At 50.7% G+C, this 19,376-nt stretch carries 15 protein-coding genes; 9 read left to right on the top strand and 6 right to left on the bottom strand.

Annotation, left to right across the window (positions count from 1 at the left end):
* The first annotated feature begins 72 nt into the window (after nt 1–72).
* Entirely contained in the window at nt 73–1,050 is a 978-nt protein-coding gene (locus tag SH451x_RS03555; protein ID WP_479361021.1) for a sensor histidine kinase, read from the top strand.
* 1 nt (nt 1,051) lies between these two features.
* A complete protein-coding gene (locus tag SH451x_RS03550) occupies nt 1,052–1,819 on the top strand; it encodes a response regulator transcription factor (protein ID WP_479361020.1) in 768 nt (255 codons plus the stop codon).
* Nucleotides 1,820–1,834: 15 nt separating this feature from the next.
* On the opposite strand, the gene SH451x_RS03545 is transcribed toward SH451x_RS03550, so the two are convergent.
* A complete protein-coding gene (locus tag SH451x_RS03545) occupies nt 1,835–2,311 on the bottom strand; it encodes a hypothetical protein (RefSeq protein WP_479361018.1) in 477 nt (158 codons plus the stop codon).
* Nucleotides 2,312–2,959: 648 nt separating this feature from the next.
* Between SH451x_RS03545 and SH451x_RS03540 the strand changes: the two genes are divergently transcribed.
* The gene (locus SH451x_RS03540; protein ID WP_479361017.1) at nt 2,960–4,600 is read left to right on the top strand and encodes a hypothetical protein; all 1,641 of its coding nucleotides are present in this window, start codon (nt 2,960–2,962) and stop codon (nt 4,598–4,600) included.
* 20 nt (nt 4,601–4,620) lie between these two features.
* Here SH451x_RS03540 and dnaB read toward each other — a convergent pair whose 3' ends face one another.
* Nucleotides 4,621–6,087 (bottom strand): replicative DNA helicase, encoded by a 1,467-nt coding sequence (dnaB, locus tag SH451x_RS03535; protein ID WP_479361015.1) that lies wholly within the window; start codon nt 6,085–6,087, stop codon nt 4,621–4,623.
* 384 nt (nt 6,088–6,471) lie between these two features.
* Here dnaB and eboE point away from each other — a divergent pair, with 384 nt between their 5' ends.
* The 3 genes from eboE to SH451x_RS03520 all read left to right on the top strand — a co-directional run bounded on the left by eboE (nt 6,472) and on the right by SH451x_RS03520 (nt 9,919).
* The gene (eboE, locus tag SH451x_RS03530; protein WP_479361013.1) at nt 6,472–7,776 is read left to right on the top strand and encodes a metabolite traffic protein EboE; all 1,305 of its coding nucleotides are present in this window, start codon (nt 6,472–6,474) and stop codon (nt 7,774–7,776) included.
* Nucleotides 7,777–7,802: 26 nt separating this feature from the next.
* On the top strand, nt 7,803–8,939 hold the full coding sequence (gene corA, locus SH451x_RS03525; protein WP_479361012.1) for a magnesium/cobalt transporter CorA: 1,137 nt from the start codon (nt 7,803–7,805) through the stop codon (nt 8,937–8,939).
* Nucleotides 8,940–9,025: 86 nt separating this feature from the next.
* Nucleotides 9,026–9,919 carry a hypothetical protein gene (locus SH451x_RS03520; protein WP_479361011.1) on the top strand — a complete coding sequence of 298 codons (894 nt, stop codon included), beginning with the start codon at nt 9,026–9,028 and terminating at the stop codon, nt 9,917–9,919.
* A 22-nt stretch (nt 9,920–9,941) separates the two neighbouring features.
* Here SH451x_RS03520 and SH451x_RS03515 read toward each other — a convergent pair whose 3' ends face one another.
* Nucleotides 9,942–11,120 carry a glycosyltransferase family 4 protein gene (locus tag SH451x_RS03515; RefSeq protein ID WP_479361010.1) on the bottom strand — a complete coding sequence of 393 codons (1,179 nt, stop codon included), beginning with the start codon at nt 11,118–11,120 and terminating at the stop codon, nt 9,942–9,944.
* Nucleotides 11,121–11,398: 278 nt separating this feature from the next.
* Between SH451x_RS03515 and SH451x_RS03510 the strand changes: the two genes are divergently transcribed.
* Together SH451x_RS03510 and SH451x_RS03505 are read left to right on the top strand one after the other, a co-directional pair.
* Nucleotides 11,399–12,703 carry a glycosyltransferase family 4 protein gene (locus tag SH451x_RS03510; protein WP_479361009.1) on the top strand — a complete coding sequence of 435 codons (1,305 nt, stop codon included), beginning with the start codon at nt 11,399–11,401 and terminating at the stop codon, nt 12,701–12,703.
* Nucleotides 12,700–13,704 (top strand): glycosyltransferase, encoded by a 1,005-nt coding sequence (locus SH451x_RS03505; RefSeq protein WP_479361008.1) that lies wholly within the window; start codon nt 12,700–12,702, stop codon nt 13,702–13,704. The genes SH451x_RS03510 and SH451x_RS03505 overlap by 4 nt, the downstream gene beginning before the upstream one ends.
* Here SH451x_RS03505 and SH451x_RS03500 read toward each other — a convergent pair.
* The 3 genes from SH451x_RS03500 to mnmA are packed head-to-tail and all read right to left on the bottom strand — an operon-like array spanning nt 13,669 to nt 17,948.
* Nucleotides 13,669–15,687: a PDZ domain-containing protein gene (locus SH451x_RS03500; RefSeq protein WP_479361006.1), complete on the bottom strand. Its 2,019-nt coding sequence runs from the start codon at nt 15,685–15,687 to the stop codon at nt 13,669–13,671. The two genes, SH451x_RS03505 and SH451x_RS03500, sit on opposite strands and share 36 nt — an antisense overlap.
* A 40-nt stretch (nt 15,688–15,727) precedes the next feature.
* Nucleotides 15,728–16,759: a flotillin-like protein FloA gene (gene floA, locus SH451x_RS03495; RefSeq protein WP_479361005.1), complete on the bottom strand. Its 1,032-nt coding sequence runs from the start codon at nt 16,757–16,759 to the stop codon at nt 15,728–15,730.
* 46 nt (nt 16,760–16,805) lie between these two features.
* On the bottom strand, nt 16,806–17,948 hold the full coding sequence (gene mnmA, locus SH451x_RS03490) for a tRNA 2-thiouridine(34) synthase MnmA (protein ID WP_479361004.1): 1,143 nt from the start codon (nt 17,946–17,948) through the stop codon (nt 16,806–16,808).
* Between the two features lie 173 nt (nt 17,949–18,121).
* Between mnmA and SH451x_RS03485 the strand changes: the two genes are divergently transcribed.
* Complete coding sequence (locus SH451x_RS03485) at nt 18,122–19,357, top strand: radical SAM/SPASM domain-containing protein (RefSeq protein WP_479361003.1); 1,236 nt, start codon at nt 18,122–18,124, stop codon at nt 19,355–19,357.
* Nucleotides 19,358–19,376 lie beyond the last annotated feature (19 nt).

Genomic DNA, 19,376 nt, shown 5'->3' with positions numbered 1-19,376 from the left:
TTCCCGATCAAGAATGACGACAAGATAGTTCTTTGTAGGATTGATATCTCACACTTTGTTTCGAACTAAGTTATGTTTGAACGCAAAAGCCTAAAATGGCCGATCACGCTCGCAGTTGTCATGATCGTCTTGATCGGCGGGCTCACCGTCGGCTGGATCCTACTTAACGTATTCGGTGCGAACTCCAGCGAAAAGTCCGCGGGCCTTTACTGGACGTTACTTACCATTGGATCCGTGATGTTCGCCTGTGTGCTCACGGGCGTGATCTTGTATTTGATCCTAACGATCAAGCAGCACAACCTAACCGCAAGGCAGAGTAACTTTATCGACGCAGTCACGCATGAGTTGAAAAGCCCTATTGCGTCCTTGAAACTCTACCTCCAGACGCTTAACCGGCGAAGCATCGAAGAATCGCAGCGACAAGACTTCTATAGTTCAATGTTGCTAGAGGTTGAACGTTTAGATCAGTTGATCAACCAATTGCTTGACGTCGCACGAATCTCCCACCACGAAATTTCCGATGAATCGAGCGTCGAGTGCTGTCGCGTCGACGAATTTGTTCGGGCCGCAATCGATGACGTTTTGAAAAAATACAAACTGAATCCAGATTGCATTAAATCACATCTTGAACCGATCGAGCTCGACTGCCGGAAAGCGGATCTGGAATTGATTCTGCGTAATTTGTTAGATAATGCTGCCAAATATGCGGCAACGCCGCCGATGATCGAGATCTGTTCGGAGTTTGACGGAGCATCGCGAAGCGTTATCACCACGATCGAGAACAATGGTCATACCATTCCACGACATCTTCGACGCCAGATTTTCAAGAGATTTTATCGAATCGGCAATGAACTGGAGAGAACCAAACCAGGAACTGGAATTGGGTTATTCTTAGTCAAATTGATTGTCCGTAGAATGAAGGGCAAAATCGTCGTCGTCGACTCACGAAATCAAAACAGCACAAAAGTAGCACTGACGCTACCCAATGCAAAGCTTGTTCAAAGTAAATCAGTGCAGCAAGTGCCACGCGGCGTAAGAATTGGAAAATAGAATGAGCGTCAAAAAACATATTCTTGTGGTTGAAGACGAACAACATATCGGCGCTATGATCAAGTACAACCTTGAAGCTGAAGGTTATCGAGTCACTCTGGCAACAGATGGCCAAACAGCTTTGAAATTATACGACGCCGATCATTTTGCATTCGACTTGATCATTCTCGATTTGATGCTCCCCGGTATGAGTGGCTATCGCGTCTGTGAAACGATTCGCAAGACAGACGCTGAACTTCCAATCCTGATGTCGAGTGCACGCTCGCTTCCAGAAGACCGTACGCGAGGTTTTGATCTAGGGGCTAATCAATATTTGACCAAACCGTTTGATTTAGATGAATTGCTATCTCGCGTTCGCAACTTGCTGCGAATGCGAACGACGGCGGCAAACGCGGCACATAGCAAGGAAAATCAAAAGGTTACGCAGGAGCCCGTAAAGTTTCTAGAATTCGGTGACTCGGCCGTGAACTTCGAAACTCATGAAGTCTTCGTCGCAGGAAATCGCGTAAAACTTACCACAAAAGAAATTCAACTCTTAAGCTACTTTGCAGCAAACGAGAGTCGCGTCATACCACGTCACGAATTGCTGTCGAATGTTTGGGACGTTCCCGGAGACATGCAAACTCGAAGCCTTGACCAGTTTATGCTCCGACTAAGAAAGGTCTTTGAACCTGATCCAGCCAAACCGCAATACTTTCTGACGATCCGTGATGCTGGCTATCGATTTATTTCCACCGCCGAGTCGCCCGTCAAAAGTGAAACTGATTGATAGTCCAATTTGGCGTTATAGATACATACCGACGAATCCTTGACGGTCTTCCATGTCCTTTTCCAAGGCTTCCATGCGATCAAAAGTACGTTTAAGATCGCCGGCCGCGACGAAACTATTGAACTCCACCAACACAGCTTGACGCACAGTCTCTTTCAACCAATCGACGATCGCTTGGTTCAACCAGTTACAATCTTCGTTACGCAGCGATACGTCCAGGTGAGCTGACATGGCGGCCACGTCTTGCTCACAAGTGCACACGACGCCTTCAAAAACGAAGGCTACCAAACCTTTTGATTCGTCATTGGTAAAATGAAACACACACTCGGCATTATGCAAATAGTAAGTGTTGTGTGTGCCATGCGTTTGAACCGCTTGCTTGATTCGAATCGCCTTTGCAGCCAGTTCCTCGTCAGCATCCAAGGGGGCATCAAATCGAGGCAGACTGCGTAGAGGCAGGCAATCAAATGCGATCTCAACCCAGCGATTCATAAATTCCTCCGTCAATGATGCCCAAGAAGCTGGACACTTACTTTCAAGTTCCCTTAAGCGGGCGACTTGCAATTATGCACGTTGGAAGAATTCTAACCTGTTAAAGGCGACGAAGCAAAGAAGGGGGAGGCATTTGTAATTTTTGCAAACGCCTACCGCACTCGCGATAGACTTGATGGCATCAATTGCGAATGCTGTAAGCTCGTGCCAGTCAAAGCCGGATTCGTGCCAATGGGGCCGTCGTTACCGGCCAGCGACGTCTCAGCCCTCTCGGTCTGCACAGTCGAAACAATTTGCTGTGCGATTTGCGGCCGCAGAAACAGGACGGCTAAGATTAAAAAACCACATTCCGCCCAGTAAGTCCTAGCTTTGCGACCGACTTTTGAACGTCGTCGGGAAAATCTGTCAGCCGAACTTGTAGATCCCAAACGAGAAAGGCTCCGTGCCATACCCTAACCCTCCTAATTTAACATTGGATTCCGTAAGCGCTAGACTTTCGGTGCTCCGTACTATTGAATACGCTAATGACATACCGTCAAAGCAACACTTGAGCCAACGCTGCAGATTTAACCGCAATCTCGACAGAACTCTACGCATGCCTGTGCAGCAAGAAAAGCCCAGTACCAATATCTATTCTGATCGGACTCTATGAAGCTCCCAAAATGGATCAAACTAACGCTGTGGGTTTTCAGCGTCATCGGAGTCCTTGTCACTGGCAATCTTATCAGTCAGTGGTTTTATATTGACTCCAATATTGAAGTGTCTTCCCAGACGACTTTCATAACAGCCCCGCTGCACTCGAACGGCTTGCCGAATTATGCGCAAGCATTTGTCGATCGATGCACAAGCGAACTTAAGTCAGAAAACGATTCGGACGATTTACGTCTCACTGCGTTTATTAACGCGATGTGGCCGGAATTACCGGGAGAGAGTGCGGGAGTACCGTTGTGGCAAAAGGTTGCAACCGAACCAGGGCCTGAAATGGACTTCGACATTCTTGCACTCCAAGCTGGAACGGGCGCGGCGTTTAACACTGCTGAGCTAACTCGCTACGAGTGGACGCGAGAAGACGCTCCAACCGCTGCCGACTGGATCGAATCGCACGCTGCAGATTACAACAGCCTAACTCAAGCGTCTTCAGCTGGCCGGTCGTTTCTACCGGAGAATATTACCGCCGCCAATGCATTTCACGCCGACCGCTCTCGACTGCATGTCGCTTTTGCCTCGGCGGTTGCCAACTTGTGCGCCCGAGCGATGTTGCACCTTGGCAACACTGATTCCGTTCAAGCTTGGCAAGACTGCAAGTCTGCTTTGCAAGTCGTCAACTGCATCCCATCTTGCACGACTGCAGATATTGCGTTGCAATGTCAACTGAAAGGCAACATACTCGATTGTATCGTTTTGATAGCCTGCAAAAACACCTCCACAGTCCAAACATTGCTGGAGATCGAACAGGAGTTAAATCAGCTTAAAATCGATGATCGTTTATCGCGGTTGTTCAATGAACATATCCGTCTGGCAATTTTGGAATCCGCTATTGAAAGCCTTCAAAGTCCCCGCGCCCCAGCCAACCGAAGGTCAATGGTCCTGAAACTTCAGAAGTCTAAAGACCGTATTGATGCCAATATCGTTCTTGCGGAACTAAATGACATTTTGGACGACCTCGTCAAGAAATCGCGAATTGTTCCTGGGATCGACCGCAGTGAATCGATCCGAGAGATTCTTGCCGCTATTCGGGTCAAAGCAAATAGCAAGTTGTCGAATGTCGAATCTGCTTACAGCGTTCGAAACCGATCCAGGCAAGTCGCGCACATCTTAGCGTTACCACTAAGCAACATTGAGAGCCTGATTGTCGCTGCGGATACGACACGCATCCGTGCGCAGGTCCTTCAAGTGACCTGTGCCGTTCATCGCTTTAAGCAAGAGACGGGTGAATACCCGGCTCACTTGACGGATCTGGTGCCCACCTATCTCAACTCCCATCCTTCCGATGTTTACACGCATTCACCTCTGCGTTATCGGGTGAGTAGAAGTGGTTGCATGGTATATTCTTCAGGACTGGATGCCAAAGACAATGGAGGCAATTGCCATTTGCCTGACACAACTGAGCGTGATGAAATTGCACGATGGCAGCCAACGATGTTTTCATTCGCATTGGAGAACTTCAACGCATTAGAATTTAGCGAAACACGCCCTCGACCATCGAAGCAGGTCAACCCCTCTATTCCATTGCCCGCCGACGATATAGCGCTCGTATTTCCACTGCCAAAGTCACTGGCGAATTTCTAGTCCGAGGAATCACGCACGTTCTAGTAGTTACCTGGCGTCGAGAAATCGTGCTGGGCGTTGAACTCGTTGTACTGTTCGGAAGCCTTGTTTGAGAAACGAGTGTAATCTCGCTCCCAAACGAGTTCCACGTCGCCGACAGGGCCATTTCGTTGTTTAGCAATGATTATTTCCGCTGAACCCCTGAGTGCATCAGCCTCTTCACCTCGTGCATAATAGTCTTCGCGGTGCACGAACATCACGACGTCCGCATCTTGTTCGATCGCTCCACTTTCGCGCAGATGGCTCAGCTTCGGCCGGTGATCTTTGCCTTCTTCAGCTTGACGATTAAGCTGAGCCAAACAAAGAATTGGAACTTCTAACTCTCTGGCGAGCATCTTTAGGCGACGCGCGATTTTTGCGACTTGCTCCTGCCGTGGATCTTTAGGATTGTCTGGTTCCAAAAGCTGCAAATAGTCGATAACCAACAACCCAAGCTTGCGTCCATTATCTTTTTTTAGTTCCGCCTGTGTTATACGCCGTGCAACAGCCGCAATTTCACTAACCGTTCGGCTGGGTGCGTCATCAACGTAGAGTGCCGTTTGGCTCAACTCAATCGCTTTATCAAGCAGCCTTTGACGCTCTTCCTGCGAAATCGTACCATTCCGCAGTCGAGAGCCGTTTACACGTGCTACGGAACATAACAAACGGTCGGCCAATTCAATTGCAGACATTTCAAGTGATACAAACAGAGCCGGAGCCCGCTCTTGCATCGCAACTTGCTCAGCAATATTCATGGCGAATGCTGTTTTTCCCATACTAGGACGAGCCGCTAAAATCACGAGCTCGCCACTGTGAAGGCCGCCGGTCATTGCATCAAAGTCGTGAAAGTGTGTTAGCACGCCGTCCGACAATTGTTCGCCTTTCATACGTGCGTTGATACGCTGCATGGCACTCTTGAGAACATCGCTGATCGCAGATGCCGAGTTAGCGCTGCGGTCGTCTTGAATTTGAAAGATTCGCTGTTCCGCTTGTGACGTGAGTTCCTTGGCGTCAAATGATTCCTCGTACGCGTCCTTAAGAATGCTCGTCGACGCTTCAATCAATCGACGCATCGTCGCTTTCTCGCGAACGATCTCGGCATAGTATACGGCATGCGCAGAGTTTGGCACGGAGTTGGCCAGCTTTGCCAGATAAGCCGGACCGCCAGTCAGTTCGAATTCTCCTGCGTCCTTCAGACGGGAAACCAACAACGTCACGTCGATCTTCCGTCCGCTGTTATGCATCTCTTGCAGATGCGTGTAGAGCTTGCGATGTGCGTCATCATAAAAGTCGTCGGGGCGAATAACCATCGTCAGGTCATTCAAGACGTCGGGATTTAGCAGGGTGCTTCCCAGCACGGCCATTTCCGCCGTGAGATCGACGGGTGGGCTGCGGTCGAGGTAGTCGGATGGCCTCGCCAACTTGGGCTCGTCCTTGCGAAATTTCGATTTCCGTTCGTTCTGTGCCATAAAAGTGCTCCCTGCGTTTCGGCAAAGCCTGGACGAATAAAAATGACGCAATAAATACTAAAATCCCAGGAAAAATCACCATTTGCGACTTTCCTGCATCGATTGGCGGTGGTCGCCAACCGAGGGCGTGATATCTTACCAAAGACATTTTTGACGGCGAGACTTGACGTAGCACAATTCTTGCGGACGGCCACGTTCGTCGGGTTTTTTGCTCGAAAGACGCCGCCTTTAATCTTCGCAAATTTTATGGGCGCCGCTTCAAAGTATTGTCGCCCGTGAAGCGGACGCCACTGTATGGACGCGCGATCGACTTGTTGTGTACGATCCTGCTTACCAACTCCCCCTCCTAATTTCGCTCTGATCGTTGGAAATTTTTTAAGAAATATGATGCAAGTTACACCATTCAGTTCCAAGCTGAGCTATTGCATGAATGTTCACCCAGCAACAGATCTAGCTTCGGTCGAATCCAACCTAATCCAGTACGCGGGTGTCATTCGCGCGAATCTTGCTCAGGATGGCACGTACAGCGAGAGCGAACCTTTGGGTGTCGGCCTGTGGCTTTCAGAGCCCGTCGTGGCTGATTTACAAAACCCACAAAATCTTGATCGCCTTAAATCGACCTTACAATCGCAAAACCTTGAGCCATTCACTTTTAACGGATTTCCGCAACATAATTTTCATCAAGCTGTTGTAAAACACGAAGTGTACAAACCGACGTGGTGGCAGTCCGAGCGATGCGAATACACGATGAAGCTTGCGGACATCATGGCCAGCCTACTTCCAGAAAATGCCACTGGGAGCATCTCCACTTTGCCTATCGCCTGGGGCGAGCCGATGCTAACAGATGACCAGCTCCAAGCGGCAGCAAAGAATCTACATAAAGTTGCCTTGCATCTAAATCGAATTTACGAGACTCAGGGCCGGACGATTGTTGTTGCCATCGAACCCGAACCTGGCTGCGCACTTGGAGACTGCTCGTCCATGCGACAGTTCTTCATGCGATACTTGCTCAAAGGAGCCAATGCCGACATTGCGAGGCGGCACTTGTCCGTCTGCCATGATGTCTGTCATGCGGCTGTGATGCGGGAAGATCAGCAACAACAGATTCAAGCTTACCGTGACTGTGGGATAAAGATCGGTAAGGTGCAAGTCTCTTCGGCAATTCACGTTGACTGGGATTTGATGTCGGAGCAAGAACGCGGCGAAGCCTTTGACCAAGTAAAGAGTTTTGCCGAAGACCGCTACTTGCACCAAACAACAATGCGAAATGGACCTGTCGGCTCGGTGCGTTTTGTCGAAGATCTCCGTGAGCTGGTCTTAGGAATAACGGCCCCAGAGCGCCTGGTCGGGAATTGGACGATTCATTTTCATGTCCCCATCTTTATCGAAACCTTTGGCAAACTACAAACCACACAATGGGCGATTCCCGAAGTCCTGACGGCTCTTACCACGCTGCCGTCAACGCCTTGCTCGAATGGCAAAATGGCAGAGGCCGTTGAATACCTCCGGCCAATGCAGCAAAATGAATTAGAGAACTTCTTCACCGGCCATTTCGAAATCGAGACGTACGCGTGGTCGGTCCTGCCTCAACAGTTCCGCGCTAAAGGCCTCGTGCAAGACATTGTGCAAGAGTTCAAATACCTCAAGCCTCAATTGATGTTCGAACGTCAGGTCTCCTCCGTAGCATAGCAACCACACGCAGGCAAAGGGACAAGATGTCTAGAACCGACGAACATATTCAAACAACACCTCTCGGACGTCACAAGAGCAAAGCACGCCGACGAAAGTCCGCGTGGCGTGGCGCGCGACGTGTATCTCCTCCAGGTGCAGCTCCTGGCTCGATGCATATCGATCCGTCCGCAACCCCCACCACAATTCGGGTCATATCTTGCAGCGAAGGCCATTGTACCGACCGCGAGAATGTCTCAGTCGTCGACCTCACGCGCATCTTGCGATCCGCAACGATGACTTGGGTTGATGTGACTGGCCTGGGTACGGATACGACGCTGCGGAAGATTGCAGAGCTAATTGAAATTCACCCCCTGGCGATGGAAGACGTTCTGAACGTCAACCAAAGAGCAAAAGTCGATCAATTCGGGGATACACTTTTCGTTGTAGCACGGATGGTCGACACGAACGATGCTAGTGAAAGCGAACAAATTTCGTTTATCCTCAAACCAGGAGTTGTGGTTAGTTTCCAACAGCGTCCCGGAGATTGCTGGGGCGGTGTTCGAAATCGGCTGCACGATGGCCGTGGAGCAATTCGAAATCACGAAGCCGACTACCTTTTCTATTGCTTGCTGGACTCTGTGATCGATAGCTACTATCCCTTCATCGACAACCTCGCGGATGAATTGGACCAAATCGACGAATCGATCACCCTCCAGGTCGCAGACGGTTCGTTTGATCGTCTGCATCATTTGAGAGCGCAGCTGTTAACACTGCGACGGATCATCCGACCTCACCGTGACATGGTCAATCAACTTATTCGGGATGAGTATGCGTTGATTAAGCCGGAGACTCGCATTTTTCTTCGCGATTGCTATGACCATGTGATTCACGTTATCGATTCAGCCGAGACATACAATGAAGCAGCCAATGGAATTCGCGACTACTACATGACGATGGTCAGCAACAAGATGAACGAGATCATGAAAGTCCTGACAATTATGTCCAGCATCTTCATCCCTTTGTCGTTCATTGTGGGGCTGTATGGCATGAATTTCGATACCAGTTTGCCGGGAAACATGCCCGAGCTAAATCTGCCATATGCTTACTTGGTGGTGCTGGGCTTTATGGCGAGCGTTGCTGTTGGGCTGATACTCTACTTTCGCCGACGTCGCTGGATTTAATATCGGGATTTACGGCGATCGCGAATCTGATGTAACCTGCCAATCCACGCAAACAAATTCGCATTCTGGAGCTTGGGAGGGCAACTATGCCTCGTCCATTAAGAGAGTATGCTGCAAGCGATTGGGTACGCTTGCGACCGCTAACGCATTGGATGAAAACGCGGCGCTATCACCGAATCGATCAACGTTATTTAAGCCAGCCGTGCGAGCCTGGCACCATTTCTAGCGTCCTAAAGCAAATCAGAGATCGCCAGACGATTATCACGATTGCATTTAACGATGTCGAAGCAATCCGCCTTCAAGTCTCTCTCGTCGCAACATACATTCCGCATGCCGTTCATTTGATTGCAGACAATTCGTCAAAGCCCGCAGTTTCGGAAGCGATCTCCGCCGCGTGCGCAGATAGTGGTGTAACGTATCTTCGAGTCCCAACAAACCCGTGGACAGGACGCAACGCAAGTCGTTCCCACGGATTTGCTATGAACTGGGTTTGGCGACATCTCATCAAACCCAGTAAACCAAATCAGTTTGGATTCATCGATCACGATCTCTTTCCCACTGCCCATACCGATCCCTTTCAAGATCTTGCCGGACTACCCTGTTACGGTGACAAGCGTTGGGCTGGAAATCGCTGGTTTTTGTGGGCCGGCTATTGTTTCTACGACTTTCAGCAGATCCAGTCGCTACCGCTCGATTTCGGTCTGGACTGGTTTGCTGGCTTGGATACGGGCGGCGCAAACTGGGACGTTTTGTACAAGGACATGATGCCAACGAAGCTTCGAGAACGTGTCATCCAGCCGCGGCAAGTTTGGCCCGAGATCGATTTGCGAGACGCGTACTTTGAATGGCGCGATGAATGGGTTCACGAAGTCGGACTCGACGGACGGCGCGACCTCAGAGATGCCAAACGAACGGTGCTATTCCAGTTGTTACAACCGTATGCGCACCAGTCCACCAATCTTGAGCGTCAAGTCGCTTAGTGCTCTGGATTTCTTCGGTGTGTTACGCAGCGATCTTCGCAAACGTTAGTTTGTTTTTTGATGTGTAAACATCTGCGAAACTTAAGTAGTCGCTATAGAGTGTTTTGACCGCTGCATAGTTATCCTGGATAGTCCAACTTTCAGCAGCCTGTCTCGCTGCTCTTCCAAGTCGACTTCGCACCTGTGGATCGACTAACAAGGCGAGCAATTCTATCATTTCCTTAGTATGCTTAGCGCTGTCCAGCAGCAGGCCGCTCTCACCATGCACAATCCGCTCAGAAGCTCCGTTGCATTTCGTGGTTATTGCAGGCACACCGCAGGCCATCGCCTCCAAAACTGAAAGGCAGCATGCATCGTAGAAAGTTGGGTGAAGATAGACGTCGGAGGCTGCATAGATACCTAACGCACCGTCAATGGCACCCGTAAAGGTCACTTGATGACTCCCGATCTTAAATTCACGATATCTTTGCCGATGGCCTCCCACGACGAGGAATCGCACGTCCGTAGGAAAGTCCTTCGCAATCTGAAGTGCTTTGAGGACCTGTCGGACGCCTTTTAATTGATGGTTGTGCGCGATGATAGAAACGACAAAGGCATCCCGGGGGATGCCAAGTTTTGCTCGCGATTCAGATCTCAGCAAGAGACATCGTTCAGGATGATACTTCGCAATGTCGACACCGTTGGGGATTACGCGAATCTGGTTTTTCGCAATGGAATCCCATTGATGAAGATCGCTGGCCACCATTTTTGAAACGGCAACATACATTGCTTTTGGATGCGACGACTGAAGTGCTGCAAGGTGTTCGACTCGACGACTGCGGAGTGCGAGCGGACAGGCAATCTTGCGAATTAGTCTTTGTCCGAAAGAAAACGAGTTCGTCTTGCCGCGTTCCATCGCCATCAGCGATCCACAGTGTGGTTGAAAGATGTCGAACTGATACCCCAACCCCATGTCGTGAACGATATCGAAATGCTGAGTTTCCAACCATTTGGCAAGCCGCAGGGCTGCTTCAAGCCTGCTTTTGGAAGCCTTCAGAAGATGAATATTCCGAGCGGGAAATGCGAACTCTGGAGCCACTTTGAGCCCCACAAGGTGCACCTCCTGACCTTGATCCGCCAACCATTTTGCCAGCCCGAGCGACCACGATTCCGCACCTCCGTGCTTGGGATCGAGTTTTGCTGTGGCAATCGCAATACGCATTTTCAGACCTGTGAAAACTACCTTGTCTCCGCCGCTATTTGTTTAGTTATCGCACGCGTTATAGTAAAAGCCGAATCGTTGCGTCTATAGCGTTGCATCAGCATGTTAGACTTTTGCATCGAACGCGAATCGATCTTTCCTCAAACCTGCGATTTGACTACTTTCTGCACGAATTCGCAAGAAATCTTGGCTGAAGCAAGGGGAGAGAAAGAGTTCTTGGGCCCCGCAATCAATCAAGCTGATTCAAAATTGCCACAGCGACGTCACGGAAGACTTCGATGAAAAATTCAAAAATTTGGTTCGACGCCTCCACCGTCAAGAAGCTTCGGAACCATTCCCCAGTCGGCCTGACTCGTGTGGAAGCGAATGTTCTGCAGGCGGCATTAGACTTACCCCAGTCGATTGTCCGATTCTGCACCTTCAATCGCTACGGCAAGAAGATCGAAGAGTTTTCGCGATCGAGTGTCCAAAATTTGCTCGACAATTACGGTTCTGCAGGTGACTCTGGCCATGGTGTGCGAGCCAAACCGTCTAAGTTCCCGAAGGCAATGGGCCGCTTTGTCGAACGTCAAATCCGCGTCGCCTCGCGCAGTGCATCTACGCACTTAAAACAAACGTTTGGCTTAGAGCGACAGTTCCCCGAATGGAACGCTGGTGACGTGTTTGTAATCAGCGGCGCGACATGGGATTCTGTGGACGACAAAGTGCTCGAAAAACTCGTAGTCGACCAAGGGCTCAAGCTTGTCGCCATCGTCGCTGATATGATCCCCGTTATTTTCCCCCACCAGTTTCAAAGCCAGGAAACCCTTGACAGTTTCTCACGGTTTGCCGAATTGGTCGCTCGCTACAGCGCATTGCCGGTATGTATTTCGAAGTCGACCCAAAATGATTTTGAGAATTTTGCGACCGCGCGAGGTATTTCAGCAGGCAAAAGCCAAGTCATCTATCTTGGTTCAGAAACGCCAACTCCTATCGAAAATGTCCCGCCGGGACTTCCCACTTCGCTCGATGATAACGCTTTCGTAATTAGCGTTAGCACGATTCAGGTGCGAAAGAACCATCAACTACTCTATCAACTCTGGCGTCGTTTTGCTGAAGAAGGACGCAATGAAGTTCCTCGCTTGGTTTTGGTTGGCTCGCCCGGTTGGCTCACAAACGATCTACGCTGTCAAATCGCAAATGATCCGTTGGTAAAGGATTCGATTCTTGTTCTCAATCACGTCAATGATGCGCAGCTCAACTGGCTTTACAATCGATGTGAGTTCTCCCTCTATCCGTCGTTGTACGAAGGTTGGGGATTGCCGATTGTTGAAAGCTTAAGTCGAGGCAAGCCGTGCATTGCGTCGAATACTTCGTCGATGCCCGAAGCCAGTCAAGGACTCGCGTTGCATTTGGATCCCCACGACTTCCGCCAGTGGCACAACGCAATACTGCATTGGTCGTCCAATAAGAACGAATTAATGCTTGAATCAGAACGAGTCAAAAGCAACTTTCGTTTTCGATCTTGGGCGGACTTTGGGCAAGAATTTTGCTCCCAAGTTGAAAACCTCGTGCGACCTCCAGTACAAACGAGAGCGGCATGAGCCCAAAAATAAGTGTACTGATGCCCGTATTCAACGGTGCCCAATATCTGCGATTAGCAATTGACTCTGTCCGCAGCCAAACGTTTGAGAATTGGGAGTTGCTTTGTATTGATGACGGATCATCCGACTGCTCAAGAGAAATTGTAAAATCGATTTCGCATCTCGACGCACGTGTTCAACTCGTCGCACTCGAGCACCAGGGAATCGTTCCAGCACTAAACGAAGGAGTGCGCCGAAGTCATACTGAATTCATCGCAAGGCTGGACTCTGATGACCTTGCTAGCCCCGATCGATTTGCTCAGCAACTCGATTGGTTCGCAATTCATCCGAACCTAGCCATGATTGGTGGTGGCTATGAAACGATTGACGTCGATGATAACGTCTGGAAAGTTCAACAGCCATCTTCATCGCCATCAGAGACGAAGCAAGCTTTGCTGCACAGCAACTGTATTGCGCATTCGGCAGTTATGGTGCGTCGAAGTGTACTTGCCAAGTTTTCAGGTCCTTATCGTTCGCATTTCCCTCTAGCAGAAGACTATGACCTGTGGTTACGGATTTCAGAAGAACATGAGCTGGGCAACTGTCCGAGTGTTGTTTTAAAGTATCGACGTGACCTGCAGAACGTCTCGCCAGCTCGCATCATCCAGCAAACATTATCAACCCTTGCAGTTCAGCATTCACATCAATGTAGACTTCGCGGAGAGAGCGATCCCGCGGAGCGCTGGCATGAAGTCGATTTTGCGACATTAGTCAGCTTAGGAATATCGCCAAATATCGTCAAAGCCGCAATTCGCCGGATCTTGCTGTCAGAAGCTCGATTGACTGCCAAACATGGTTTTTCGGCGAAATCTCAAGAACTACTTAAAGTTGCGCATCAATATCGGCCAGCCGACGAAGGCGTTTTGTCCATGTTGGACTACTTATGGCGACGTACTAAAACGCGATTCACCAGCGTCAGCAAAAACTTACCACCACGCAAGCGTTGCGAGAAAGTCGCGTAGCTGTTTTCCAGCCGTGTTGCTGGGGCCGTCTGACAGCGAGCACTTGGCTCCGAGCGACTCAACTCGATAGCCTCGTTTCTGCGCATTTGCTTGTACTGCCTCGACCGACTTATTCAGTTCCCCAAACAGGAAGTCAATCGCGAGTTGAGGTTCAGCAGCCGGCATCCGCATTCGACTTGGACCTCGGTCGTGCCCAAAGTATAGTGCGCGGAAGTCTTTGAGATTCTCGAAGGCTTCGACCAAAGCAATCGTGCCACCTGAGTTGAATCCACCAACGACAAGGCGTCGCGAATCAAGCGTATAGTGATCGCGTAAATGTGCCAACGCTCGGTCAAAAACTTCAAGCTCTTCCATCGACCAGGCTTGTGGAGCCGCGGATGAGACCACACACAAAATATAATCTTGTTCACGACAAAAAGTCTGCCATGCATCAACGATTTTCTTCCGGTCAAGTTCAACACCTGGTTCGGCAGCAACCAAGAATAACCCGACTGGCTGTTTCTTGTCGCCGTCTGGCACGTAGGCAAAAACTTTGTTAGGCACATCAGCAAAGGGAAGATCCACCAATCCCGCTTCGCGCAATTCCGTTTCGCTCGCTTGCTGGTCTTTAATGGCCTCTTTCTTCAACAATTCTTGCAACACGACGACTTGCAACTCACTGGATTCAGGCCATTTTTCGAGAGGAACCGTTACGTCGCGAGAATCGCCGCCTTCTGATCGCACGCTTAACGTTACCGGTTGTCGATAATCGGAAAACGTCAGTTTTGAACTAAAGTCGTCAACCGTTTCGAGCTTCGTTTCGCCAAACGCCAGAAGCGCATCGCCAGGCTTGATCCCGGCTTTTTCAGCAGGTCCGCCTTGTTCGACGGCCAACACGTGCACCGGAGCATCTTCCGAGTCTTTAGCGAGGAGCAAACCGATAAATGGGTTGCTATAGACCGGCAACTCTTTGACCAACTCACACTCCCGGGAAATCAGCTCGCCGTCACGCTCTACCGTAAGTTTAATTGTTTGCCCAGCATCAAAAGGCCCCATCAAGTGACGCAGCTGGTTCACGAACTTGATCTCTTGGCCATTGATTTGTTTTAACCGGTCTCCTTTGCGGAATCCAGCGGCAGCCAGCGGAGTACCAGGAATTACACCTGCGACGACGACGTCCTTGGAAAAATCGTCGCGACTCTCTGGTCGGAAACCAAGCAATCCGGCATGGATATCTTGTCCTGTTTTGAGAATTGGAAGGCGTTGCAAGATATCCTCTAACGGAATCGCAAAACCTACGCCTGAATCATACCATTGCTGGACTTCACCTTCGGTCGCGATCCCCGGATCGATAGGAGCAAGAATCCCGAGCGTCTCACCATAAAGATTGACCAGTGGACCGCCGTAGTTCAATGGCGAAACTTTAGCGTCCGTTTGAATCGCTTTATCCCAAATCCTGCGGACCGCGCTCAGGATGCCAACCGATCTCGAAGCGACTTGCGGATCGAATGTTTTACCAAGTGCTATCGTCCACTGGCCCGTGACCATTTTGCTGCGTGACACCGGCACCGCAATCGGCAATGGCTGGTCGACTTCAACCTTCAACAACGCAAGCTCGCGGTTGTGATCGCGAGCGACAACCCGAGCGGCTTTACGTTGACCATCGGCAAGCACCACAGTGATAGATGCAGGATCATTCCGAAACTGAAAGAGACTGGTAATGATCCAGCCGTCACTATCCACGACTGTTCCTGAAGAAGGCCCTTCCGAGACCGTTTCGTTGGCAACCATTTGCAGTCCGCCGAACGTTTCGATCTGTACAACGCAGTCCTGTACCCGGTCAGCGGCCGCTTGCAGCGCGTCTTCTTCCGCTTGCATCAATTCCATCGAGGCTGTTGATTCCAACGCGCCTTGCCCTACGAGGCTTTGCGCCGGAGCGAGACCTGCCGTGCTGCAAAGTCCGCAAATTGCAAGCAGAAATCGACAATAAAATTGAGTTCGCATAGACCTTTCCATAGTCGATTTGAGTTGCATGCAGTGCACGCTAGGAGTCGGAAAACTGGAACGTGCTGTCTTTGAAGGCCGTCGCAAGCGCTTTGGGCACTTCCGCTTCCGCCAACACCAAAGCCGCTCTGTTCTCCGCAACCTTAGCCTTCATTTCCTGCTCGGTCGCGATCGCTTCTGCTCGACGGCGTTCGGCTTGTGCTTGTGCCATGCGTGTATCCGCTTCGGCTTGGTCAGCACGCAGTCGAGCTCCAATGTTTTGCCCAACTTCGATATTCGCAATGTCTATCGATACGATCCGAAACGCAGTTTGGTTGTCCAGCCCACGCTTCAAAACCTTTTCAGCGATCAAGTTCGGTTTTTCAAGCACCTCTGTGTGGTCCGTTGCCGATCCAATTGCACTGATCATGCTTTCGCCCACACGAGCAATTACCGTTTCCTCCGTTGCACCACCGATTAGCTGATCCAAATTCGTTCGAACCGTTACGCGTGCGGTAACCTTAAGCTCAACTCCATCGCGTGCGATTGCCGACAAAGTTCGATTAGCCGAATGGTAAGGATCTGGGCAATCGATAACTTTGGGATGCACACTTGTTTTGACTGCATCGAGCACATCGCGGCCCGCCAAATCGATGGCTGCAGCTCGATCAAAGTCCAGGTCGATCCCGGCGCGATGCGCCGCAATGATGGCGGTAATTACATTCATCACGTTTCCGCCCGCCAAGTAGTGCGCTTCAAGGCGTTCCGTTGTTATGCCATGCGGGCGTTCGATGCTCAAGCCAGATTGTGCAGCCATAATCTTGGCCGCAACGATGACTTGCGAACGGACTTGGCGAAAATACATGCCCACCAAAGCGGTCATCTTGACGTCAGCGGCCGACATCCAAGCTTGGAACCACAGCGAACCAAAATTCCAGAACACAATGATCAAGACTAAGGCGATGACTGCGAAGAATGCAATCGCGGCGAACTGGATGATTTGCCCAAAAGGTATTCCGCCGCCAAGCTCCTCTTCAAATTGCGCAAGCAAGAAAAAAGCGTTCGAACTAAGTTGCGATAACATGTTAATCATAATTTATGTCGATTTTTCTAGATTGTCATCAATGCGAGATCTCGCATCATTCGGCATGCTCGATCCAGCCGCCACCCAACACACGATTGCCCTCGTAGGCCACTGCCAGTTGTCCAGGCGCGACAGAGTCGACGGGCGATTGAAACGTGACCAGCATCCGATTTTGGTCTCGCTTAATCATAGCTGGGTGCGACGACGAATTGTAACGGATTTGTACACTTACATTCGCATCATCCAAATTTTTGTCAGTCAACCAGTTGCAGTCCTTGGCCTGCAGCGTCGACCGAGCAAGCTCTGCCCGCGTGCCGATCACGACGCGATTCGCTTCGCGGTTTAGCTGGACGACGAAATAGGGTTCCAACATCGCAACGCCGAGCCCTTTGCGTTGACCGATCGTAAAGTTCTCGATACCGTCGTGCATACCGACTTGCCGACCGTCGGTGGTGACAATTATTCCCTTAGGTTGATTGGACGCTCCCGCAATTCGATTGCGGACAAATTCGCCATGGTGCCCGCTGGTGACGAAGCAGATTTCTTGGCTATCCTTCTTGTCCGCGACGTTCATTCCAACGCGAGCCGCAAGCTCTCGAATGCGAGTCTTCTCAAAGCCACCGACCGGCAGCAGCATTCTTGACAGGAATTTTCGATCAATCCCGGCCAGCACGTAAGATTGGTCCTTGCGATGATCGATGCCGCGGAAAAGCCCCAGCGGCGACTCCGGATCGTCTTCGACGGGCAACAGCTGGGCATAGTGCCCCGTCGCGACAAATTCAGCGTCGACAGCGTCGGCGTAGTCGAACAACGCTCCAAACTTGATCCAATTATTGCACTGCACGCAGGGATTCGGAGTCCGACCAGCGCGGTATTCGTCCACGAAATAGTCGACAATTCGGCGGAAATCGGCCTGCATATCGAGTGCAAAAAACGGAATATTCAACCGATCTGCGACTCGGCGAGCATCCATGGCGTCGGTCGCGCTGCAGCAACCTTGCTTGTGGTCGCTACGCCCCTGGACGACTGGCAGGCTGCGAAGATGCGGCCGTTCGTCTAAATCCAACTGGCAAGCGACCGAGGATTCCTCCCCGTGCCGCATGAAAACGCCAATGATGTCGTAGCCCTGTTCCTGCAGCAAGTGCGCAGCAACGGACGAATCGACCCCGCCGCTCATTGCCAACACTACGCGCTTCATAAATGCCTATTTGAGTGAATACCTGGAACACCAAGCAGCATCTTACCGCAAACTGCCTCACTCGAGCAACAAAGGCCGTTCCCCCCGACGTAGCCTCTTCCCCTGGCTTTCCGTTGGCCTTACCATTAATAGTGTCTCCGCCCCGAAATTCGATGACTTATCGAGCGTCCTTAATGTATTTGCGATTCGCCAAGCGACTGCTTCTCGAGACCGACAAAAGGCTTCTCTGGAAGCTCGCATATTCCGCCGGCTTTCGCGGGCTGCGCAGCGTTCAAAAACACAAGAAACGGCTCCGCACGGGCCAGTTTTTTCCTCCGTTTTTGTACCTATCGATCATCAACAGTTGCAACTTGCGTTGCCAAGGGTGCTGGGTCGACGTCGCTGGAAAGCAAACTCGCATCGAATTGGATGCGGCCAATCGCTTGATCAACGAAGCCAAAGCGATGGGCAACGCGTTCTTCGGCATCTTGGGCGGCGAACCCTTTATGCACAAAGACTTGCTCGACATTCTGGAATCGCACCCAGATGCTTACTTTCAAGTCTTCACCAACGGTCATTTTATCACCGACGAAGTTGCCAAACGACTTCGCAAAATGGGCAATGTTACGCCGCTAGTCAGTGTCGAAGGTAGCGAAATCGTTAGCGACACACGACGCGGAAAAATGAATGTGCTCAGCAAGACCATGGAGGGCCTGCAGAACTGCCTGAACAACAAACTCATGACAGGCGTGTGCACCAGTGTCTGCAAAAGCAACATTGACGATCTACTGAACGACCGCTGGGTAGATCGCTTGATAGAAATGGGTGCAATGTATTGTTGGTTTCACGTCTATCGTGTTGTTGGGCCAGAATCTTCGCCTGAACTTGCATTGAGCACCGAAGAACTATCGCGTGTGCGGCGATTCGTCGTCGAAACCCGCGTGAAAAAGCCGATCGTCGTGGTCGATGCTTACCATGATGGTCAAGGTCGCGCCCTTTGCCCGGCTGTGACAGGTTTTACTCACCACGTCGGACCGGGCGGACATATCGAGCCATGCCCGATTATTCAGCTGGCGACAGAATCGATTCACGACCAACGTGCCATGAAGGATGTCTTCAACGAAAGCGAATTCCTACGCGACTTTCGCGAGACAGTAGCCAGCCAAACTCGCGGCTGCGTTGTGCTAGAGCGACCGGACATCCTCATGAAGCTAGCAGAAAAGCATGGCGCCAAAGATACGACTCAGCGTCAAACGGTCATGAACGAACTTGCAGCAATTTCGCCACGACGATCTCAATACGTGCCGGGAACCGAAATTCCTGAACAATCGTGGGCGTACCGACTGGCCAAGTGGTATGCGTTCCACGACTATGGAACGTATACGCGTCATTTCGAACCTCAGGCATGGCAAGACCCCGAGAAGGTATAGCGGCCGTCTGCTCGGGTGC

This window comes from Njordella aestuarii, from assembly GCF_056494165.1.
The sequence above is the reverse complement of the archived record's forward strand: the minus strand, read 5'-3'. Positions and strand labels throughout refer to the sequence as shown.

Excerpts from the sequence above, each read along its gene's own strand:
- SH451x_RS03505 (WP_479361008.1), top strand. The coding sequence starts at position 12,700 with ATGAGCCCAAAAATAAGTGTACTGATGCCCGTATTCAACGGTGCCCAA.
- eboE (WP_479361013.1), top strand. The coding sequence starts at position 6,472 with ATGATGCAAGTTACACCATTCAGTTCCAAGCTGAGCTATTGCATGAAT.
- SH451x_RS03520 (WP_479361011.1), top strand. The coding sequence starts at position 9,026 with ATGCCTCGTCCATTAAGAGAGTATGCTGCAAGCGATTGGGTACGCTTG.
- SH451x_RS03540 (WP_479361017.1), top strand. The coding sequence starts at position 2,960 with ATGAAGCTCCCAAAATGGATCAAACTAACGCTGTGGGTTTTCAGCGTC.
- SH451x_RS03485 (WP_479361003.1), top strand. The coding sequence starts at position 18,122 with ATGTATTTGCGATTCGCCAAGCGACTGCTTCTCGAGACCGACAAAAGG.
- SH451x_RS03545 (WP_479361018.1), bottom strand. The coding sequence starts at position 2,311 with ATGAATCGCTGGGTTGAGATCGCATTTGATTGCCTGCCTCTACGCAGT.
- SH451x_RS03555 (WP_479361021.1), top strand. The coding sequence starts at position 73 with ATGTTTGAACGCAAAAGCCTAAAATGGCCGATCACGCTCGCAGTTGTC.
- floA (WP_479361005.1), bottom strand. The coding sequence starts at position 16,759 with ATGATTAACATGTTATCGCAACTTAGTTCGAACGCTTTTTTCTTGCTT.
- mnmA (WP_479361004.1), bottom strand. The coding sequence starts at position 17,948 with ATGAAGCGCGTAGTGTTGGCAATGAGCGGCGGGGTCGATTCGTCCGTT.
- SH451x_RS03515 (WP_479361010.1), bottom strand. The coding sequence starts at position 11,120 with ATGCGTATTGCGATTGCCACAGCAAAACTCGATCCCAAGCACGGAGGT.
- SH451x_RS03500 (WP_479361006.1), bottom strand. The coding sequence starts at position 15,687 with ATGCGAACTCAATTTTATTGTCGATTTCTGCTTGCAATTTGCGGACTT.
- SH451x_RS03550 (WP_479361020.1), top strand. The coding sequence starts at position 1,052 with ATGAGCGTCAAAAAACATATTCTTGTGGTTGAAGACGAACAACATATC.
- dnaB (WP_479361015.1), bottom strand. The coding sequence starts at position 6,087 with ATGGCACAGAACGAACGGAAATCGAAATTTCGCAAGGACGAGCCCAAG.
- SH451x_RS03510 (WP_479361009.1), top strand. The coding sequence starts at position 11,399 with ATGAAAAATTCAAAAATTTGGTTCGACGCCTCCACCGTCAAGAAGCTT.
- corA (WP_479361012.1), top strand. The coding sequence starts at position 7,803 with ATGTCTAGAACCGACGAACATATTCAAACAACACCTCTCGGACGTCAC.